Below are 16,183 nucleotides of genomic sequence, written 5' to 3' on the forward strand. Positions count from 1 at the left end.
CGGTGAACCGCCCCCCCGGCGCGGGCCCGCAGCGGCCCCCCCGCCCCGGGCCCCGCCACCCGCCGTCCCGGTGATGGCGATCGAGCGCACCTACTACGACCAGGCCACCGGCCGTCCGGTCGAGACGGCCGACATCGTGCTGCTCGGTTCGCGCTGGGTCTCCGAGTACGGTCGACGCCCGCAGCACTGAGCCCCGCCGCCGGATGCTGCATCCGGCGGCGGGGCTCAACCCATTCAACTTCTCGGTCAGGCGTCGAGCTTCTCGCGCTCGGCCGCCCGCTCCTGCTTCTTCGAGGCCGTCAGGCTGGTCACCGTGGTGACGGCCAGCACCACCACGATGAAGCCCAGCGAGAACGGGATGCCGATCTCCGGCACGTGCACGCCGGCCTCGTGCAGCGCGTGCAGCACCAGCTTCACGCCGATGAAGCCGAGGATCACCGACAGGCCGTACGACAGGTGGACCAGCTTCTTCAGCAGGCCACCGATCAGGAAGTACAGCTGGCGCAGGCCCATCAGCGCGAAGGCGTTGGCGGTGAACACGATGTACGGGTCCTGGGTCAGGCCGAAGATGGCCGGAATCGAGTCCAGCGCGAACAGCACGTCCGTGGTGCCGATCGCCAGCATGACGATCAGCATCGGGGTCATCAGCCGGCGGCCGTTCTCCCGGACGAAGAGCTTGGTGCCGTGGTACTTGTCGGTCGACGGGAAGCGCCGCTCGATGGACTTGAGCAGGCGGTTCTCCTCGAACTCCTCCTCTTCCTCGTCGGCCCGCGCCTCCTTGATCAGCTTCCAGGCGGTCCAGATCAGGAAGCCGCCGAAGATGAAGAACACCCAGGAGAACTGCGTCACGAGGGCCGCGCCGCCGGCGATGAACACCGCCCGCAGCACCAGCGCGATGATCACGCCGAACATCAGCACGCGCTGCTGGTAGACCCTGGGCACCGCGAACTTGCCCATGATCAGGATGAACACGAAGAGGTTGTCGACGCTGAGGGACTTCTCGGTGATGTAGCCGGCGAAGAACTCACCGGCCGGCTGCGCGCCGGAGTGCCACCAGAGGAAGCCGCCGAAGAGCACCGCCAGCACGACCCAGACCACGGTCCAGATCCCGGCCTCCTTGACCGAGACCTCGTGCGGCTTTCGCCCTCCGATGAAGAAGTCCGCCACGATCAGTGCGATCAGCACACCGACCGTGGTGACCCACATGGCTACGGAAACGTCCATTACTGCTCCTCCGGCAGCTAGGCGAGACGGTCATCGTCACTGCCGGAGGTCTCTTCCGCCCGCCGGGACGCGCCCGGGCCGGACCAGTGCCCCGGGGCGCCGCGACGGGCGCCCGTGATGACGGGGCTACTGCTACGAGGAATACTCCCCTCCGCTGCCATCGAGAGTAACAGGAGCGGCAAGGAAGGGTAAAGAAGGTAAAGAACAGGGCGAGGTCGGAAGGATCAGAGGAACGGCTCGATCGCCGGGAGCAGGTCCTGGAAGGTCCGCCCGCGGGCCGGGGCGCCGATCGCCTGCATGGCCCAGCCGCCGGAGCCGTCGCGGAAGACCTTCGCCATGATCTGGCCGGTGTGCGGCCCTCCCCCGGCGAGCTCGTAGCGGGCCAGCTCCACCCCGGTCGTCTCGTCCACCAGGCGGCAGTGCGCGTTCCGGACCTCGGCGAAGGTCTGGCCGGTGTAGGAGCTCACCGTGAAGACGACCTGGGTGATGTGCGCCGGCACGCGCAGCAGGTCGACCAGGATCGCCTCGTCGTCGTCCGTGCCCGAGCCGCCCTCCAGGTTGTCCCCGGTGTGCCGGATCGAGCCGTCGGTGGACTCCAGGTGCTGGAAGAACACGACGTCGGAGGGCGTCCGCTCGGCGTACAGCAGGGCCGAGGCGTCCAGGTCGATCTTCCGGGTGCGGGTGCCGAACAGGCCCCGCTTGGGCGCGGCCTGCCAGCCGAGGCCCATCCGGACCACGGTCAGCTCACCGCCCGAGCCCTTCTGGAGGCTGACCTTCTGGCCCTTGGCAAGACTCACCGACACGACGTTGTCCTCTCTGCCCGGCCGCGCGCCCGGTCCGCGCGCGGCTCCCTGCTGGAACACCCCGTCGCCGTCCCCCGGCTGAGGCCCCCTCGTCTTCCGGCCCGCCACTCCGTCCCGGGAGCGCGAATGCCGCAGGCCAGCCTAGGGCCTGCGGCACCCGCGAACCCCAAGCGTTCGCCGGTTTGTGGCAAGGCTGAGACACCGTCGGCGTTGACCGGTGCCGAACCGGCCAGGGCCGACGGTGCCCGGGCCGCGCCTCAGGCGACCCCGGCCTCCCGCATCTGGCGCAGCTCCCTCTTGAGCTCCTTGACCTCGTCGCGCAGCCGGGCCGCGACCTCGAACTGGAGGTCGGCCGCGGCCGCGTGCATCCGGTCGGTCATCTCCTGGATCAGCTCCGCCAGCTCGGCGGCCGGCATCGACTTGGCGGGCTTGCGCTCGCTGCCCAGCGCCGGCACCGGGGCCTTGCCCTTCCCCTGGCCCCGGTAGCCGCTGGAGAGCAGCTCGTCGGTGTCGACGTCCTCGCGGGCGAGGGTGTCGAGGATGTCGCCGATCTTCTTGCGCAGCGGCTGCGGGTCGATCCCGTGCTTCTTGTTGTAGGCCTGCTGGACGTCGCGGCGGCGGTTCGTCTCGTCGATGGCCTTCTCCATCGCGGGGGTGATCTTGTCCGCGTACATGTGCACCTGGCCCGAGACGTTCCGGGCGGCGCGCCCGATCGTCTGGATCAGCGAGGTGCCGGAGCGCAGGAAGCCCTCCTTGTCCGCGTCCAGGATCGCCACCAGGGACACCTCGGGCAGGTCGAGGCCCTCGCGGAGCAGGTTGATGCCGACCAGCACGTCGTACCGCCCGGCCCGCAGTTCGCGCAGCAGCTCGACGCGGCGCAGGGTGTCCACGTCGCTGTGCAGGTACCGGACCCGGATGTCCAGGCCGAGCATGTAGTCGGTGAGGTCCTCGGCCATCTTCTTGGTCAGCGTGGTGACCAGGACGCGCTCGTCGCGCTCGACCCGCTTGCGGACCTCGTGCACCAGGTCGTCGATCTGGCCCTCGGTCGGCTTGACGATCACCTCGGGGTCGATCAGGCCGGTCGGGCGGATGATCTGCTCGACCTGGCCGTCGCCGCGGGACAGCTCGTACGCGCCCGGGGTGGCCGACAGGTACACCGTCTGGCCGATCCGGCCGAGGAACTCCTCCCACTTCAGCGGGCGGTTGTCCATCGCGGACGGCAGCCGGAAGCCGTGTTCGACCAGCGTGCGCTTGCGCGAGGCGTCGCCCTCGTACATCGCGCCGATCTGCGGGACGGTGACGTGCGACTCGTCGATGACGAGGAGGAAGTCCTCGGGGAAGTAGTCCAGCAGCGTGTTCGGCGGGGAGCCGGGCTCGCGGCCGTCGAAGTGCATCGAGTAGTTCTCGACGCCCGAGCAGGTGCCGATCTGGCGCAGCATCTCGATGTCGTAGGTGGTGCGCATCCGCAGCCGCTGGGCCTCCAGCAGCTTGCCCTGCTTCTCCAGCCGGGCGAGCGTCTGCTCCAGCTCCGTCTCGATGCCGGCGACGGCCCGCTCCATGCGCTCGGGGCCGGCCACGTAGTGCGAGGCGGGGAAGACGTAGACCGAGTCGTCCTGGCTGATGATCTCGCCGGTGAGCGGGTGCAGGGTGTACAGCGCCTCGATCTCGTCGCCGAACATCTCGATCCGGACCGCGAGCTCCTCGTAGACCGGGAAGATCTCGATGGTGTCGCCGCGCACCCGGAAGGTGCCGCGGGTGAAGGCGACGTCGTTGCGCGCGTACTGGATGTCGACGAAGCGGCGCAGCAGCACGTCCCGGTCGATCTCCTGGCCGACCTTGAGCGGCACCATCCGGTCGACGTACTCCTGCGGCGTGCCGAGGCCGTAGATGCAGGAGACGGACGCGACCACGATCACGTCCCGGCGGGTGAGCAGCGAGTTCGTCGCGGAGTGCCGCAGCCGCTCGACCTCCTCGTTGATCGAGGAGTCCTTCTCGATGTAGGTGTCCGTCTGCGGGACGTACGCCTCGGGCTGGTAGTAGTCGTAGTACGAGACGAAGTACTCGACCGCGTTGTTCGGGAGCAGCTCGCGGAACTCGTTGGCCAGCTGGGCGGCCAGCGTCTTGTTCGGCGCCATCACCAGGGTGGGCCGCTGCAGCTTCTCGATCATCCAGGCCGTGGTGGCCGACTTGCCGGTGCCGGTGGCGCCGAGCAGGACGACGTCCTTCTCCCCGCCCGTGATCCGCCGCTCCAGCTCGGCGATCGCCGCCGGCTGGTCCCCGTTGGGCTGGAAGGGACTGACGACCTCGAAGGGCGCCACTGACCGCTCAATACTCGTGATGGGTCGCACGTGTCCACCGTACGACCCACCACCGACAAGCGGTGCCGGTTCGTTCAGGCCGCGTGGGCCTCGAACCTCATGGCCGGCTCGTGGGCCGGGTCGATGCGGACCGTCGAGTCGAAGGCGGCGGCCAGCCGTTCGATCAGCGGCAGCGTCGGATCCACCCCGCTCTCCTCGATGCTCTCGACCGTCTCCACGTCCAGCCCGGCCCGCTCGGCGAGCCGGGCCGGGCTCCAGCCGAGCGCGGCGCGACGGGCGTACACGGCCTCGGCCAGCGCCATCCGCCGCCCGGCCGCCCGGTACTCCTCGGTGTCCCGGTGCTCCGGCGGCACGGTCCAGCGGGTGTGGTAGCCGCTACTCATCGCTGCTCCTCCCGGTCGTAGACCTCGTGGTCGGCGGCCGGCAGGTGCTCCGCCTCGCAGACCTTCTGGGCGCGCTGTGCCCGCTCGACCTGATCGGTCTCGCGGTTCCTAGTCTTGCGGAAGACCGTCAGCAGCACAGCCCTCCGACCCGGTGCGAGCCAGTACGTGATGCGCATGGGTCCGATGCGCAGCTCCCGCAGCGGCCCGCCCAGGTGGCTCGCGAGGGGGAACGGCAGCATCTCGCCGTCGTCCGCGAGTCGGTCGGCGGCACGCTCGGCTGCACGGTACTCCGCGATCGAGCAATTCTGGAGCCACACCCGAACCTCGGGCTCGATCTCGATCGTGTGGCCCGCCCGGGACCCCGCACCTGTCACGTCTCTCCCCCTTGCTCCGCCGCTGGAACAACGGTCGGGCGAGGGGGAGAGGTTACGGGCTCAGCTCTTCGCGCTGTCCCGGGCGAGGGCGACGAGGCGGGAGACCGCTCGCAGGTACTTCTTGCGGTAGCCGCCGCGGAGCATGTCCTCGGGGAAGACCTGGTCGAAGGGCAGGCCGGAGGCCGTGATGGGCAGCTCGCGGTCGTACATGCGGTCGGCGAGGACGACCAGGCGCAGTGCCGTGGACTGGTCGTCGACCTGGTGCACGCCGCGCAGGCAGACCGCGGTGACGTCGTCCAGCAGGGCGCCGTAGCGGCTGGGGTGGACGGCGGAGAGGTGGGCGAGGAGGGCGTCGAAGTCGTCGAGGGAGGCGCCGGGGGTGCGCGCGGCGACGGCGTCGACGGTCTCGTCCGGGTAGGGCGGCGGGGCGTCCGGCAGGCCGCGGTGGCGGTAGTCCTGGCCGTCGATCCGCATCGGGCGGAAGTGCGCGGACAGCCCCTGGATCTCGCGCAGGAAGTCGGCGGCGGCGAAGCGGCCCTCGCCGAGCTTCTCCGGCAGCGTGTTCGAGGTGGCGCAGAGCTTGACGCCGTTGTCGACCAGGCGCCCGAGCAGGGTGGAGACCAAGACGGTGTCGCCCGGGTCGTCGAGCTCGAACTCGTCGATGCACAGCAGCGTGTGCCCGGAGAGGGTCCGGACGGCCTGCTGGAAGCCGAGCGCGCCGACCAGGTTGGTCAGCTCGACGAAGGTGCCGAAGGCCTTGGGGCCGGGGGCGGAGTGCCACAGCGAGGCGAGCAGGTGGGTCTTGCCGACGCCGTAGCCGCCGTCGAGGTAGACGCCGGCCGGGCCGGTGGGCGCGGGGGCGCTGCGGCGGAACCAGCCGCGCTTGGGCGCGGAACCGTTTCCCGCGCCGAGGGTGCCGGCGAACTGCTCCAGGACCTGGACGGCCTCGTACTGGCTCGGCTGGGTCTGGTCCGGGATGTACGTCCCGAAGCTCACCTCGGCGAACCGGGGCGGGGGGACCATCTCGGCGACCAGGCGCTCGGCGGGCACGACGGGGCGGCGGTCGGTCAGCGCGACCGGGGCGCCGGGCGCGGGCGCGGCGGCTATGGATTCGGTCGCGGTGGCGGGGCGGGGAGCTGCGGGCACGTTAGTAGAGGGTACGCCTGCTCCCGGGCCCCTCCGACCCCGCGCCGGGGGCGGCCGGTGGAACACTGGCGGTATGCACCTGTTGATCAGCCCGCTGACCGAGCCGGTCGCCGACCCGGGCTCGCTGGAGTCGCTCGCCGCCCTCTACGCGTACCCCGACCAGGTGAATCGGGGCCGGCCGTGGCTGCGCGCCAACATGGTGGCCGGACTGGACGGCGGCGCGAAGCTCGACGGCCTGTCCGAGGGCCTCTCCGGGGACGCGGACAAGCGGATCTTCGGGGTGCTGCGCGCGCTGTCGGACGTCGTGCTGGTGGGGGCCGAGACGGTCCGCGCGGAGGGCTACCGCCCGGCCCGGGCCCGGGCCGAGTTCGCGGCGGCGCGGGCGGCGGCCGGCCAGGCCCCGGCCCCGGCGATCGCGATCGTGAGCCGGTCGCTGGCGCTGGACCTGGACGCGCCGCTGTTCACCGAGCCGCTGGTCCGGACGGTGGTGATCACCACCGAGGACGCCCCGGCCGAGCGCCGCCGGGCGGTGGCCGCGGTGGCCGACCTGGTGTCGGCCGGGCAGGGTTCGGTGGACCTGCGCGCGGGCGTGTCCGCCCTGGTGGAGCGGGGCTGGACGCGGCTGCTGACCGAGGGCGGCCCGCGCCTGCTGGGACAGCTGGCGGCGGCGGGCCTGCTGGACGAGTTGTGCCTGTCGCTGGCCCCGTTGATCACGGGCGGCGACGCGCCGCGCATCATCCACGATGCGGAAATGCCTGACGTGCGGACGATGCGGCTGGTCTCATTGATCGAGCAGAAAGGATTCCTCTTCACCCGCTACCTGCGTCACCTGCGTTCGGATGACCCCGTGACCCCCTGATCGCGATCCCGTTCCCCTTGGGGGCCTTTCGTCCGCGCGGCCCGCGTGCCGGGTGAGCAGCGAGCCGAAAGCTTCCGCCGGGCACTATGGGATGCGATGCCGGGGCCCGGGGGCCGGCCACTGGAAGGGACTCACGTGTTCAAGACGGTACTGATGATCGAAAAGGCGCTCTCCGACGCGGACGTGGAGCTCGTCACCACGCTCCACAGCGACGAGAAGGTCTCCTTCGTCGTCCTGATGCAGCCGCGCGGCCGGCAGGACGAGCTGCTGCGGGCGCTGGACGACGTCGCCCTCGGCCACCTGGACAAGGTGGTGCACGAGCACGACGAGTCCGAGAGCGGGCCGACGGTGGCGTCCGAGTCGCTCGAACACAGCCTGCGCCACCTGCGCCGGGCCGGCGCCGAGGCGGTCGGCGAGCTGGTCGAGGACAAGCCGCTGGAGCGCCTGAAGGCGGTGGTGCGCGACCAGGACGCCGACGAGGTCGTCGTGCTCACCTCCCCGCACTTCGTCGAGGAGTTCTTCCACCGGGACTGGGCCTCGCAGGCCCGGCACAAGGTCGGCGTCCCGGTGCTGCGGCTGTTCGCCAGCGACTCCTGAGCCGACCGACCCGACCCCGACCTTGGTGCAGAATCGTCCTTGCGGTCCGTCCGCGAGGACGATTCGCACGTCGCCCCCGCGGGCAGCGCCCGCCCGCCCACCCAGCCCCCGCCCCAACGGAGCCCCGCCTTGAACGACGCCGCGCACGACCTGCACGCCCCGCACTTCATCGGCATCGGCGGCGCCGGCATGTCCGGCCTGGCGAAGATCCTCGCGGTGCGCGGTGCCAGCGTCTCCGGCAGCGACTCCAAGGAGTCGGAGACCGTCCTCGCCCTGCGCGCCCTCGGCGCGACCGTCCACGTCGGCCACGCGGCCGAGCACGTGCCGGACGGCACCAGCAGCGTGGTCGTCTCCAGCGCGATCCGCGCCGACAACCCGGAGCTGGCCGCGGCCCGCGAGCGCGGCATCCCCGTGGTGCACCGCTCCGACGCGCTGGCCGCGCTGATGGGCGGGCGCCGCGCCCTGGCCGTCGCCGGCACCCACGGCAAGACCACCACCACGAGCATGCTCGCCGTCGCCCTCGGCGAGCTCGGCCTGGACCCGTCCTACGCGATCGGCGGCGACCTCGACGCGCCGGGCTCCAACGCCCACCACGGCACCGGCGAGATCTTCGTCGCCGAGGCCGACGAGAGCGACCGCAGCTTCCACAAGTACGCGCCCGAGGTGGCGATCGTGCTCAACGTGGAGCTCGACCACCACGCCAACTACGCGTCGATCGAGGAGATCCACGAGTCGTTCGAGACCTTCGTCGGCCGGATCACCCCGGGCGGCACCCTGGTCGTCTCGGCCGACCACGACGGCGCCCGCGAGCTCACCGCCCGGGTCGCCGCGCGCGAGGGCCTGAACGTCGTCACCGTCGGCGCCGCCGAGGACGCCGACCTGCGCGTCCTGTCGGTGGTCGCCCGCGGCATGACCAGCGAGGTCACCGTCCTGCTGGACGGCGCCGAGCTGACCTTCACGGTCTCGGTGCCCGGCCGCCACTACGCGCACAACGCCGTCGCCGCGCTGGCCGCGGGCGTCGCGCTCGGCGTGCCGGCCGCCGACCTGGCCAAGGCGCTCGGCGCCTACACCGGGGTGCGCCGCCGGCTCCAGCTCAAGGGCGAGGCGGGCGGCGTCCAGGTGATCGACTCCTACGCCCACCACCCGACCGAGATGGCCGCCGACCTGGAGGCGATCCGCGGGGCCGCCGAGGGCCGCGTCCTGGTGGTCTTCCAGCCGCACCTGTTCAGCCGCACCCAGCAGCTCGCCGAGGAGATGGGGCAGGCGCTCGCGCTGGCCGACGCCTCGGTCGTGCTGGACATCTACCCGGCCCGCGAGGACCCGATCCCGGGCGTGACCAGCGAGCTGATCATCGACGCGGCCCACCGGGCCGGCGCCGAGGTCACCGCCGAGCACGACTTCGCCGCCGCCCCCGCCGTGCTGGCCGGCCTCGCCCGCCCGGGCGACCTGGTGCTCACGATGGGCGCCGGGGACGTCACCAACCTCGGGCCGGAAATCATCAAGCACCTCGCGAACGTTGCCTCCAACGTCTGACGCACGCCGACGGGAGCCGTGATGAGCTACGAGATCGAGAAGACCGAGGCCGAGTGGCGCGAGCAGCTCAGCCCCGAGGAGTACCACGTGCTCCGCGAGGCGGGCACCGAGCGCCCCTTCACCGGCGAGTACACCGACACCAAGACCGTCGGCGTCTACGCCTGCCGGGCCTGCGGCACCGAGCTGTTCAGTTCCACCACGAAGTTCGACAGCCACTGCGGCTGGCCCTCGTACTACGCGCCGCTGGCCGGGGACCGGGTCCAGTACATCGAGGACACCTCGCTCGGCATGCGCCGAGTCGAGGTGCGGTGCGCGCGCTGCGGCGGGCACCTCGGACACGTCTTCGAGGGCGAGGGCTACGGCACGCCGACCGACCAGCGCTACTGCATCAACAGCGTCTCGCTGACGCTGAAGCCGGTCGAGGACTGACCGTCCGCGAAGGGCCCGGACGTCCGTACGCGGATGTCCGGGCCCTTCGCGTGGTCAGACGACCGGGGCGAAGCGGACCGGCAGGTTCACCAGGGCGCGGTGGAAGGGCCCCGGGCGCCAGAGCAAGTCCTGGGTGGGCAGCGTGAGTTCGAGGTCGCTCAGCCGGCTGGTCAGCTGCTCGATCGCCGAGATCGCGATCAGCAGGGCCGGGTCCCGGGCCGGGCAGGCGTGCGGGCCCGCCGCCCAGGCCAGGTGGGCGCTCTCGCCGCTGCGCAGCTCGGCGCCGTCGGTCGGCGGCGCCGCCTGGTTGTTGGCCGCCGCGTAGGAGACCAGCATCAGCGTGCCGACCTTGATCTCGCGGCCGTGGAAGGTGATGTCGTACCGCGGGTAGTGCGCCGACAGGTTGGCCAGCGGCGGCTCGTGCCACAGCACCTCGTCGATCGCCTGGTAGGCGGTCATCGCGCCGCCGAACAGCGAGCCGGCGTAGCGCTCGTCGGTGAGCAGGCGCAGCAGGGCGTTGCCGATCAGGTTGGTGGTCGGCTCGTGCCCGGCGATCATGGTCAGGGTGATCTGCCGGATCACCTCGTCGTTGTCCAGCCCGGCCGGGTGGGTGACGAACCAGGAGGTGAGGTCGTGCCGGGGGCGCCGGCGCCGGTCGGCGACCATCTCGGTGACCACGGCGAGGAGGTCCCCGTAGGCGGCCACGGCCTTCTCGGTGGACTCGATCATCTTGGAGATGCCGGCCACCAGGCGGTCGCTGTGCTCCTCGGGCACGCCGAACCACGTGTTGAAGACGAAGACCGGCAGCTGGCGGGCGTACTCGGCGATGAGGTCGGCGGTGCCGGCGGCCTCGAAGCGGTCGATCAGCCGGTGGGCGACCTCGCCGACGCGGCGCTGGAGCACGTGCGGTTCGAGCAGCCTGAGGCCGTCGGTGATCACCGCGCGGTAGCGGTCGTGGACCTCGCCGTCGCTGAACAGGGCGGTGGGGCGGTAGCCGAGCACGACCAGGAGCGGGGAGTCCGGCGGGACGGTCCGCTGCCAGGCCCGGGAGTCCTTGGAGAAGGTGTCGGTGTCGCGCAGGAGGTCCAGCGCGGCCTGGTAGTCGGTGACGAGCAGGCCCTCCACGCCGGGCGCGACCTCGACCGGGGCGACGGCGCCGTGGCGGCGCAGCCGGTCGTAGACCAGGTGCGGGTCGGCGGCGAACACCGGTCCGTAGATCGGCGTCGGTCGGGTCTCGGTGGTCACGGTCCCTCCTGGGGGTCCGGGCCGGCCGGCAGGCCGTGCAGGACGTGCTCGGTGAGCGCGATCAGCGCGTCGAGGCTGGCGCCGCGCTCGCGGGCGTCGCAGAGCACGAGCGGGGTGTCGGGGTGCAGGTCGAGGTGGGCGCGCAGGACCTCGACGGAGTGGACGGGCGCGTCCGGGAAGCCGTTGACGGCGACGGCGTAGGGCAGGCCCTGCTCCTCGACCATGTCCATGATCTCGAAGGAGTCGGCGAGCCGGCGGGTGTCGGCGAGCACCAGGGCGCCGAGGGCGCCGCGGGCGATGTCCTGCCAGAGCGGGAAGAAGCGGCGCTGGCCGGGGGTGCCGAACATGTAGAGCACGACGTTGCCGGGCAGGGTGAGCCGGCCGAAGTCGACGGCGACCGTGGTGGTGGTCTTCTCCGGCAGGTCGGCGAGGTCGTCGACCGGGCGGCCGGTCTCGGTCATCGCCTCCTCGGTGTGCAGGGTGGCGATCTCCGAGAGGGTGCGGATGAGCGTCGTCTTGCCGACCCCGAACGGGCCGGCCACGACGACCTTCATCAGCGTCTGGTCCGGGTCGGGCAGGTAGCCCACCCGGCTGGGCCGGTCGGCCGGGCCGCCGGGGGCCGGGTTACCGGAGCGTGCGGAGTCCAACGAGGAGCCTCTCGACGATGGAGCGGTCGGTCTGCTGGGCGCGCGGGATCGGCGCGCGGGCGTTCAGGCAGCCCGCCTCGACCAGATCGGCCGCGAGGAAGACGGTGGCGCTGACCGGCAGGCGCAGGTGCGCGGCGGCCTCCACCACGGTCAGCGCGCCGGGGCGCAGCAGCTCCCAGAGCCGTTCGTGTTCGTGTTCCAGCCCGTGCGGCGGTTCGGTGCGGGCCGCGTACAGCACGGTCAGCCGCTCGAAGCCGGCGCTGCCGGGGCGGGTGCGGCCGCCGGTGGCGAGGTAGGCGGGCACCATCCGCCTGCGGGGTACGCCGGTCATGACCGGGGTGTGCCGTCGGGCTGCCGGGCCGGGCTCGCGAGCGCGCGGCCCAGGGCGGCGACCTGGACCTGCATCTGGTAGGCCACGTTGCCGAGCTGGGCCTCGGGCGTGGTGAAGACGGCGAGCGAGGTGTTCTCCCCGGCCGGGACGACGACGGCGTAGCCGAGGTCGGACTCGACGACGGTCTGGGCCAGCCGGGGCTGGGCGGTGTCGGTGAAGGCGCTGGTGAAGGCCCGGGCGGCGGCGTGGACGGTGGCGGTCATCGCGGCGACCCGCTCGGCGGAGGCGCGGCCGAGCCCGTCCGAGGCGCCCTCGACGAGGCCGTCCCCGGTGGCGATGACGGCGTGCAGCACCCCCGGGAGCTCCAGCAGCGGGGTGAGCACCCACGAGATCTCGTCGGTGGCGGTCGGGCTGGGCGTGCTGCTCACTGCGCGGCTCCTTCGGGGGTGGGGCCTTCGCCCGCTGACTGGGGTGCGCCCGCGGACGGGGGTTCGCCCTGGGGCGGGGTGGCACCGTCCCGGGCGGCGGCGGCCACGGCGGCGCGGCCCTCGCCGGTGCCCTGCTGGAGCGCGCTCCAGTGCCGGGCGGCCCGCTCGGGGGTGCGGGCGGGCGCCCCGGGGTCCTCGGCCGGGCCGGGCCCGGCGGGACGGGCGGGGGCCTCGGCGGGCCCGGCCGCGGGGGCGGCGAGGGGCTGGCGCCGGCGCCGGCTGGGCAGGTCGCTGCCGTCGCCGGGGCGGGCGGTGTCGGGCCGCCCCGCGACGGGCCGTCCGGCGGCGGCGGACGGCACGACGTGCATGGCGGGCGCCGGGTGCGGGCCCGGCTGGTGGTGCCGGTCGGCGAGCGGGGGCAGTCCGGCGTCCTCCCCCGCGTCGCGCATCGGCGGGACGGCCTGGACGGTGGGCGCGGGGGCGGGCCCGGCGCCGGCCCGCAGCGGCAGCGGGGTGAGCACCGACAGCGGCTGCCCGTCGTCGACGACGGTGACGAGCGCGGCCGGGATGCGCAGGATCGTCCGCATGCCGCCGTACGGCGAGGGCTCGATGTGGCAGGAGAAGCCGTACTGGCGGGCGAGCTTGCCGATCACCGCGAAGCCGGTCTTGGGCGGGTTGCCGAGCTCGGTGAGCAGGACGTCGGGCGGGCCGGCCAGCAGGCGGCGGGCGCGGCGAAGCTGGTCGTCGTCCATGCCGATGCCGCTGTCGTCGATGATCACCAGTGCGCCGCGGCCGCCCTGCTGGACGGTGACCGGGACGTCGGTCTCCGGGTGCGAGTAGGCGGTGGCGTTGGCGAGCAGTTCGGCGACGGTGATGGCGAGCGGCTCGGCGGCGCGGGCGACCACGGCGAGGCGGTTCTCCCGCAGGTGGTTGGCGACCTTGATCCGGGCGTAGCCGGGCACCCGGGAGAGGGCGCCGACGACGACCTCGGCGAGCGGGGAGTCGCTGCGGGCGAGGCCGGGCCAGGCCTCGCAGAGGACGGCGACGGTCTGGATCCGGCGCAGCGCGACCTCGTTGCGGAAGTCGACCTCCAGCAGCCGGGGGTCGTCGTTGTCGTCCTGGAGCTGCTGGACCAGGCTCTGGATCTGGTAGAGCAGCGTCTGGATCTTGGAGGTGGCGCCGCGCATCGCGGCGCGGGCGGCGGCGTCGACCCGCTCGCGCTCGTCGGTGATGGCGCCGGCCGCGGCGTCCAGGACGGCCTGGAGGGCCTCGGTCGCGTCCGGGCCGACGACCTGCGCGGACAGCGAGCCGACGGCGGGGGCGTTGACGTGGCTGAGCCGCACCGCGGTCGCGGGCAGGCGCTCGTCGGCGAGGTGGCGGACCTCGGCGAGCAGGGCGGCGCCGCGCTCCTCGGCGACGGCGAGGCGGCGCTCGGCCTCGGCGGCCCTGGTGTCGGCGGCGGCGGTGCGGCCGTCGGCCTCGCGGGTGGCGTCCCGCGCGTCGCGGGCGGCGTCCTCGGCGGCGCGGCCGCGCAGTTCGGCGTCGCGGGTGCGCTCCTCCGCGGCCCGGTAGCGGGCCTCGGCCTCGTCGGTGGCCTCGCGGGCGGCGACGGCCGACTCGTGCAGCCGGTGCTCGGCGCGGGCGAGCCGTTCCTCGGCGGCGCGGGCGCGCTGCTCGGCGACGTGGGCGCGCTCCTCGGCGACGGCCGCCCGGGTGGTGGCCCGGGCCCGGCCGCGGGCCAGCACGCCCGCCGTCGCGGCGGCCAGCACCGTGGTGATCAGCGCGATCAGCGCGATCTGCGTCATGGGTGTCCTCGGGGGGGTTTCCTGCTGGCTGGCTGGTGGCGGGCCGGGCCCGGTCAGTCCCGGTAACCGATGTCGGGGAGGAGCCGCCGGGCGCGGACGGAGTCCTCGGTGATCTCGCGCGCGACGAGGGCGACCTGGGTCATGGCCTCCAGGACGTTCGGCGCCTCGCCGCCGTCCAGGTGCCGGTACTCGGCCGCGACGGTGAGCACCAGCCGCTCGGGCAGGCCGAGTTCGGGGTGGCGCTGCTCGGCGATCACCCGGCGGGCGGCGTCCAGCGCGGGGATTCCTGCGGTGTGCAGCGCGTGGGTGCGCTCGCGGACGTACGCGAGGTAGGCGATGTGGGCGCGGACGCCGTCGCGGTCGAGCACCGGGCCGTGGCCGGGGACGACGGTCTCGGCGCCGGTGTCGAGGATCCGCTCGCACGCGGCGACGATGTTCTCCAGCGGGCCGGCCCAGTGCGAGGGGTGGTCGCCGGGCTGCTGGGCGGTCGACCCGAAGATGACGTCGCCGGCGAACACCGTGCGCCGGTGCGGCAGGTGGACGATCAGGTCGCCGCCGGTGTGGGCCGAGGGCAGGGCGATGACGTGCACGGGGTGCTCGCCCACCGTGAGTTCGAGCTCGCCGGTGAAGACGGTGTCCGGGCGCACCGGCTCGGTCTGCGACCAGTCGAAGCCGCCGAAGTGCTCGCGCAGGTAGCCGCCGAGCGGGGAGTCCGGGTCGCCGCCCGCGACGAGCGCGTGCTGCTGCTGCGGGGTGGGCTCGTAGTGGATGTGCTCCAGGGCCTCGCGGGTGGAGATCACCTCGGCGTCCGGGACGACGCCGGCTCCCCAGAGGTGGTCGCCGTTGGCGTGCGTGACGATCACCCGGTCGACGGTGACGCCGTCGGCCAGCACCCGGCGGCTCGCGGCGAGGAACTCCGAGGCCAGCGCCGGGTCGTAGGGGGTGTCGATCCAGAGCGCGGTCTTCCGGGAGGTCAGCAGCCCGCAGTTCGCCAGTCCCCAGCCCCGCTTCGGGGGAAGCCACACGTGGAGGTCGTCGGCGATCGCGCTCAGGGAGGCACGGTTGATCGTCATGTGCGCGATTATGCCGACGATGTGTCAGGAGCGGGGCAAAACCTGTGCGATCGCCGCGAGTTCGTGCCCCAGACGCTCCCGAACCGTCCGGATTCGTGCCATCTGGTCGAGACCAATCGTCTCACTCGGCGGGACGGTACGTGGACACCGCGAACTGCCGCGGCCCACGCGGCCCGGCCGTCAGGGCAACGTCGTCAGGGCGGCCACGTCAGGGCAGCGGCAGGATCCGGCACACCTCGACCGTCACGTCCACCGTCTCCAGGCCGATCACCCGCCCCTCGACCGCGACGAATCCTTTCTCCCCCGAGCGGAACAGCGCCGCCAGCGGCGACTTCCGGCCCGCCCCCGCGAGCGCCTCCACCGCCATCGCGGAGCCGAACGCGAACACCCCGCACAGCACGACGCACGGCGCGTGCCGGGGCGTTCGGGTCACGAAGATGAAGCCGTGGTCCCGGATCAGCTCGTCGGACGCGTTGTACAGCGCCTCGAAGGTCATCCCGCCCCACCGGGCCCGCGCCGCCTGCGGGTACTCGATGCGGAAGTCCGGGAACGCCGCGCCCAGCACGCCCTCGGTGTACGGGTTCACGCTCGGGCCGCCGATCGAGAAGGTCGGCATCCGCGGATCCTGCGCGCCGGCCGCGACCAGCTCGATCGTCGCCTTCCGGTTGACCTTGCGGAGCAGGTCGATCAGCTGGGCGATCGCCCTCGCCTCCGCCATCGGCATGAACAGCACGTTCTTCGGCGCCCGGGCGGTCAGCCGCAGGCCGTCCCGGGCGAAGGCGAACTCCGCGGCCTCGATGCTCGGGGTGATGATCTGGACCCGGCTGTACGGCGCGAGCAGCGCCCGGAGGAAGCCGTACCGCAGGAACAGCCGGGTACGGGCGAGGGAGCGGGCCGCGAGGAAACCGATCACGGCCGGGACCGATGCGATCAGCACTTGGAGCAGGATCTCCATTTGATCCCCCGGAGGAAGACTCGACCACGAACT

Annotated in this window: 17 protein-coding genes and 1 pseudogene; 5 read left to right on the top strand and 13 right to left on the bottom strand. The window is 72.9% G+C overall.

Annotated elements, in window-relative coordinates; all coding sequences use genetic code 11:
• Nucleotides 1-190 (top strand): annotated as a pseudogene (locus ACFV4F_RS24915) (hypothetical protein); the annotation flags it as partial.
• A 56-nt stretch (nt 191-246) separates the two neighbouring features.
• Here ACFV4F_RS24915 and ACFV4F_RS24920 read toward each other — a convergent pair.
• The 6 genes from ACFV4F_RS24920 to zapE form a co-directional block, all read right to left on the bottom strand.
• Nucleotides 247-1,224 carry a TerC family protein gene (locus tag ACFV4F_RS24920; protein ID WP_380505503.1) on the bottom strand — a complete coding sequence of 326 codons (978 nt, stop codon included), beginning with the start codon at nt 1,222-1,224 and terminating at the stop codon, nt 247-249.
• Between the two features lie 224 nt (nt 1,225-1,448).
• On the bottom strand, nt 1,449-2,027 hold the full coding sequence (locus tag ACFV4F_RS24925) for a TerD family protein (RefSeq protein WP_380444424.1): 579 nt from the start codon (nt 2,025-2,027) through the stop codon (nt 1,449-1,451).
• Between the two features lie 257 nt (nt 2,028-2,284).
• On the bottom strand, nt 2,285-4,375 hold the full coding sequence (gene uvrB / locus ACFV4F_RS24930; RefSeq protein ID WP_380444422.1) for an excinuclease ABC subunit UvrB: 2,091 nt from the start codon (nt 4,373-4,375) through the stop codon (nt 2,285-2,287).
• 44 nt (nt 4,376-4,419) lie between these two features.
• The gene (locus ACFV4F_RS24935; protein WP_380444421.1) at nt 4,420-4,728 is read right to left on the bottom strand and encodes a helix-turn-helix domain-containing protein; all 309 of its coding nucleotides are present in this window, start codon (nt 4,726-4,728) and stop codon (nt 4,420-4,422) included.
• Nucleotides 4,725-5,102 (bottom strand): type II toxin-antitoxin system RelE/ParE family toxin, encoded by a 378-nt coding sequence (locus ACFV4F_RS24940; protein ID WP_380505505.1) that lies wholly within the window; start codon nt 5,100-5,102, stop codon nt 4,725-4,727. Before ACFV4F_RS24940 ends, ACFV4F_RS24935 begins: the two co-directional genes overlap by 4 nt.
• Before the next feature lie 60 nt (nt 5,103-5,162).
• A complete protein-coding gene (gene zapE, locus ACFV4F_RS24945; RefSeq protein WP_380505534.1) occupies nt 5,163-6,209 on the bottom strand; it encodes a cell division protein ZapE in 1,047 nt (348 codons plus the stop codon).
• 112 nt (nt 6,210-6,321) lie between these two features.
• On the opposite strand from zapE, the gene ACFV4F_RS24950 reads away from it, so the two are divergent.
• The 4 genes from ACFV4F_RS24950 to msrB all read left to right on the top strand — a co-directional run bounded on the left by ACFV4F_RS24950 (nt 6,322) and on the right by msrB (nt 9,666).
• A complete protein-coding gene (locus ACFV4F_RS24950) occupies nt 6,322-7,107 on the top strand; it encodes a pyrimidine reductase family protein (RefSeq protein WP_380444415.1) in 786 nt (261 codons plus the stop codon).
• A 135-nt stretch (nt 7,108-7,242) separates the two neighbouring features.
• On the top strand, nt 7,243-7,704 hold the full coding sequence (locus ACFV4F_RS24955) for an indole-3-glycerol phosphate synthase (RefSeq protein ID WP_380444414.1): 462 nt from the start codon (nt 7,243-7,245) through the stop codon (nt 7,702-7,704).
• Nucleotides 7,705-7,854: 150 nt separating this feature from the next.
• Nucleotides 7,855-9,237 carry a UDP-N-acetylmuramate--L-alanine ligase gene (gene murC / locus ACFV4F_RS24960; RefSeq protein ID WP_380505537.1) on the top strand — a complete coding sequence of 461 codons (1,383 nt, stop codon included), beginning with the start codon at nt 7,855-7,857 and terminating at the stop codon, nt 9,235-9,237.
• A gap of 21 nt (nt 9,238-9,258) precedes the next feature.
• Nucleotides 9,259-9,666: a peptide-methionine (R)-S-oxide reductase MsrB gene (gene msrB / locus ACFV4F_RS24965; protein ID WP_380444412.1), complete on the top strand. Its 408-nt coding sequence runs from the start codon at nt 9,259-9,261 to the stop codon at nt 9,664-9,666.
• Nucleotides 9,667-9,720: 54 nt separating this feature from the next.
• Here the strand turns inward: msrB and ACFV4F_RS24970 are convergent, their stop codons facing one another.
• The 7 genes from ACFV4F_RS24970 to ACFV4F_RS25000 form a co-directional block, all read right to left on the bottom strand.
• Nucleotides 9,721-10,911, bottom strand: a complete 1,191-nt coding sequence (locus ACFV4F_RS24970) for a cytochrome P450 (protein ID WP_380505508.1) — start codon at nt 10,909-10,911, stop codon at nt 9,721-9,723.
• Nucleotides 10,908-11,465 (bottom strand): ATP/GTP-binding protein, encoded by a 558-nt coding sequence (locus ACFV4F_RS24975; protein ID WP_359961171.1) that lies wholly within the window; start codon nt 11,463-11,465, stop codon nt 10,908-10,910. The genes ACFV4F_RS24970 and ACFV4F_RS24975 overlap by 4 nt, the downstream gene beginning before the upstream one ends.
• 70 nt (nt 11,466-11,535) lie before the next feature.
• On the bottom strand, nt 11,536-11,889 hold the full coding sequence (locus ACFV4F_RS24980; RefSeq protein WP_380505511.1) for a DUF742 domain-containing protein: 354 nt from the start codon (nt 11,887-11,889) through the stop codon (nt 11,536-11,538).
• Entirely contained in the window at nt 11,886-12,317 is a 432-nt protein-coding gene (locus ACFV4F_RS24985) for a roadblock/LC7 domain-containing protein (RefSeq protein ID WP_380444406.1), read from the bottom strand. The genes ACFV4F_RS24980 and ACFV4F_RS24985 overlap by 4 nt, the downstream gene beginning before the upstream one ends.
• On the bottom strand, nt 12,314-14,122 hold the full coding sequence (locus ACFV4F_RS24990) for an ATP-binding protein (RefSeq protein WP_380505514.1): 1,809 nt from the start codon (nt 14,120-14,122) through the stop codon (nt 12,314-12,316). Before ACFV4F_RS24990 ends, ACFV4F_RS24985 begins: the two co-directional genes overlap by 4 nt.
• Nucleotides 14,123-14,175: 53 nt before the next feature.
• Nucleotides 14,176-15,195, bottom strand: a complete 1,020-nt coding sequence (locus ACFV4F_RS24995; protein ID WP_380505517.1) for an MBL fold metallo-hydrolase — start codon at nt 15,193-15,195, stop codon at nt 14,176-14,178.
• A gap of 208 nt (nt 15,196-15,403) precedes the next feature.
• Complete coding sequence (locus ACFV4F_RS25000; protein ID WP_380505520.1) at nt 15,404-16,132, bottom strand: hypothetical protein; 729 nt, start codon at nt 16,130-16,132, stop codon at nt 15,404-15,406.
• Nucleotides 16,133-16,183 lie beyond the last annotated feature (51 nt).

The sequence above is a fragment of the Kitasatospora sp. NPDC059722 genome (assembly GCF_042733235.1).
Taxonomy (GTDB): Bacteria; Actinomycetota; Actinomycetes; order Streptomycetales; family Streptomycetaceae; genus Kitasatospora.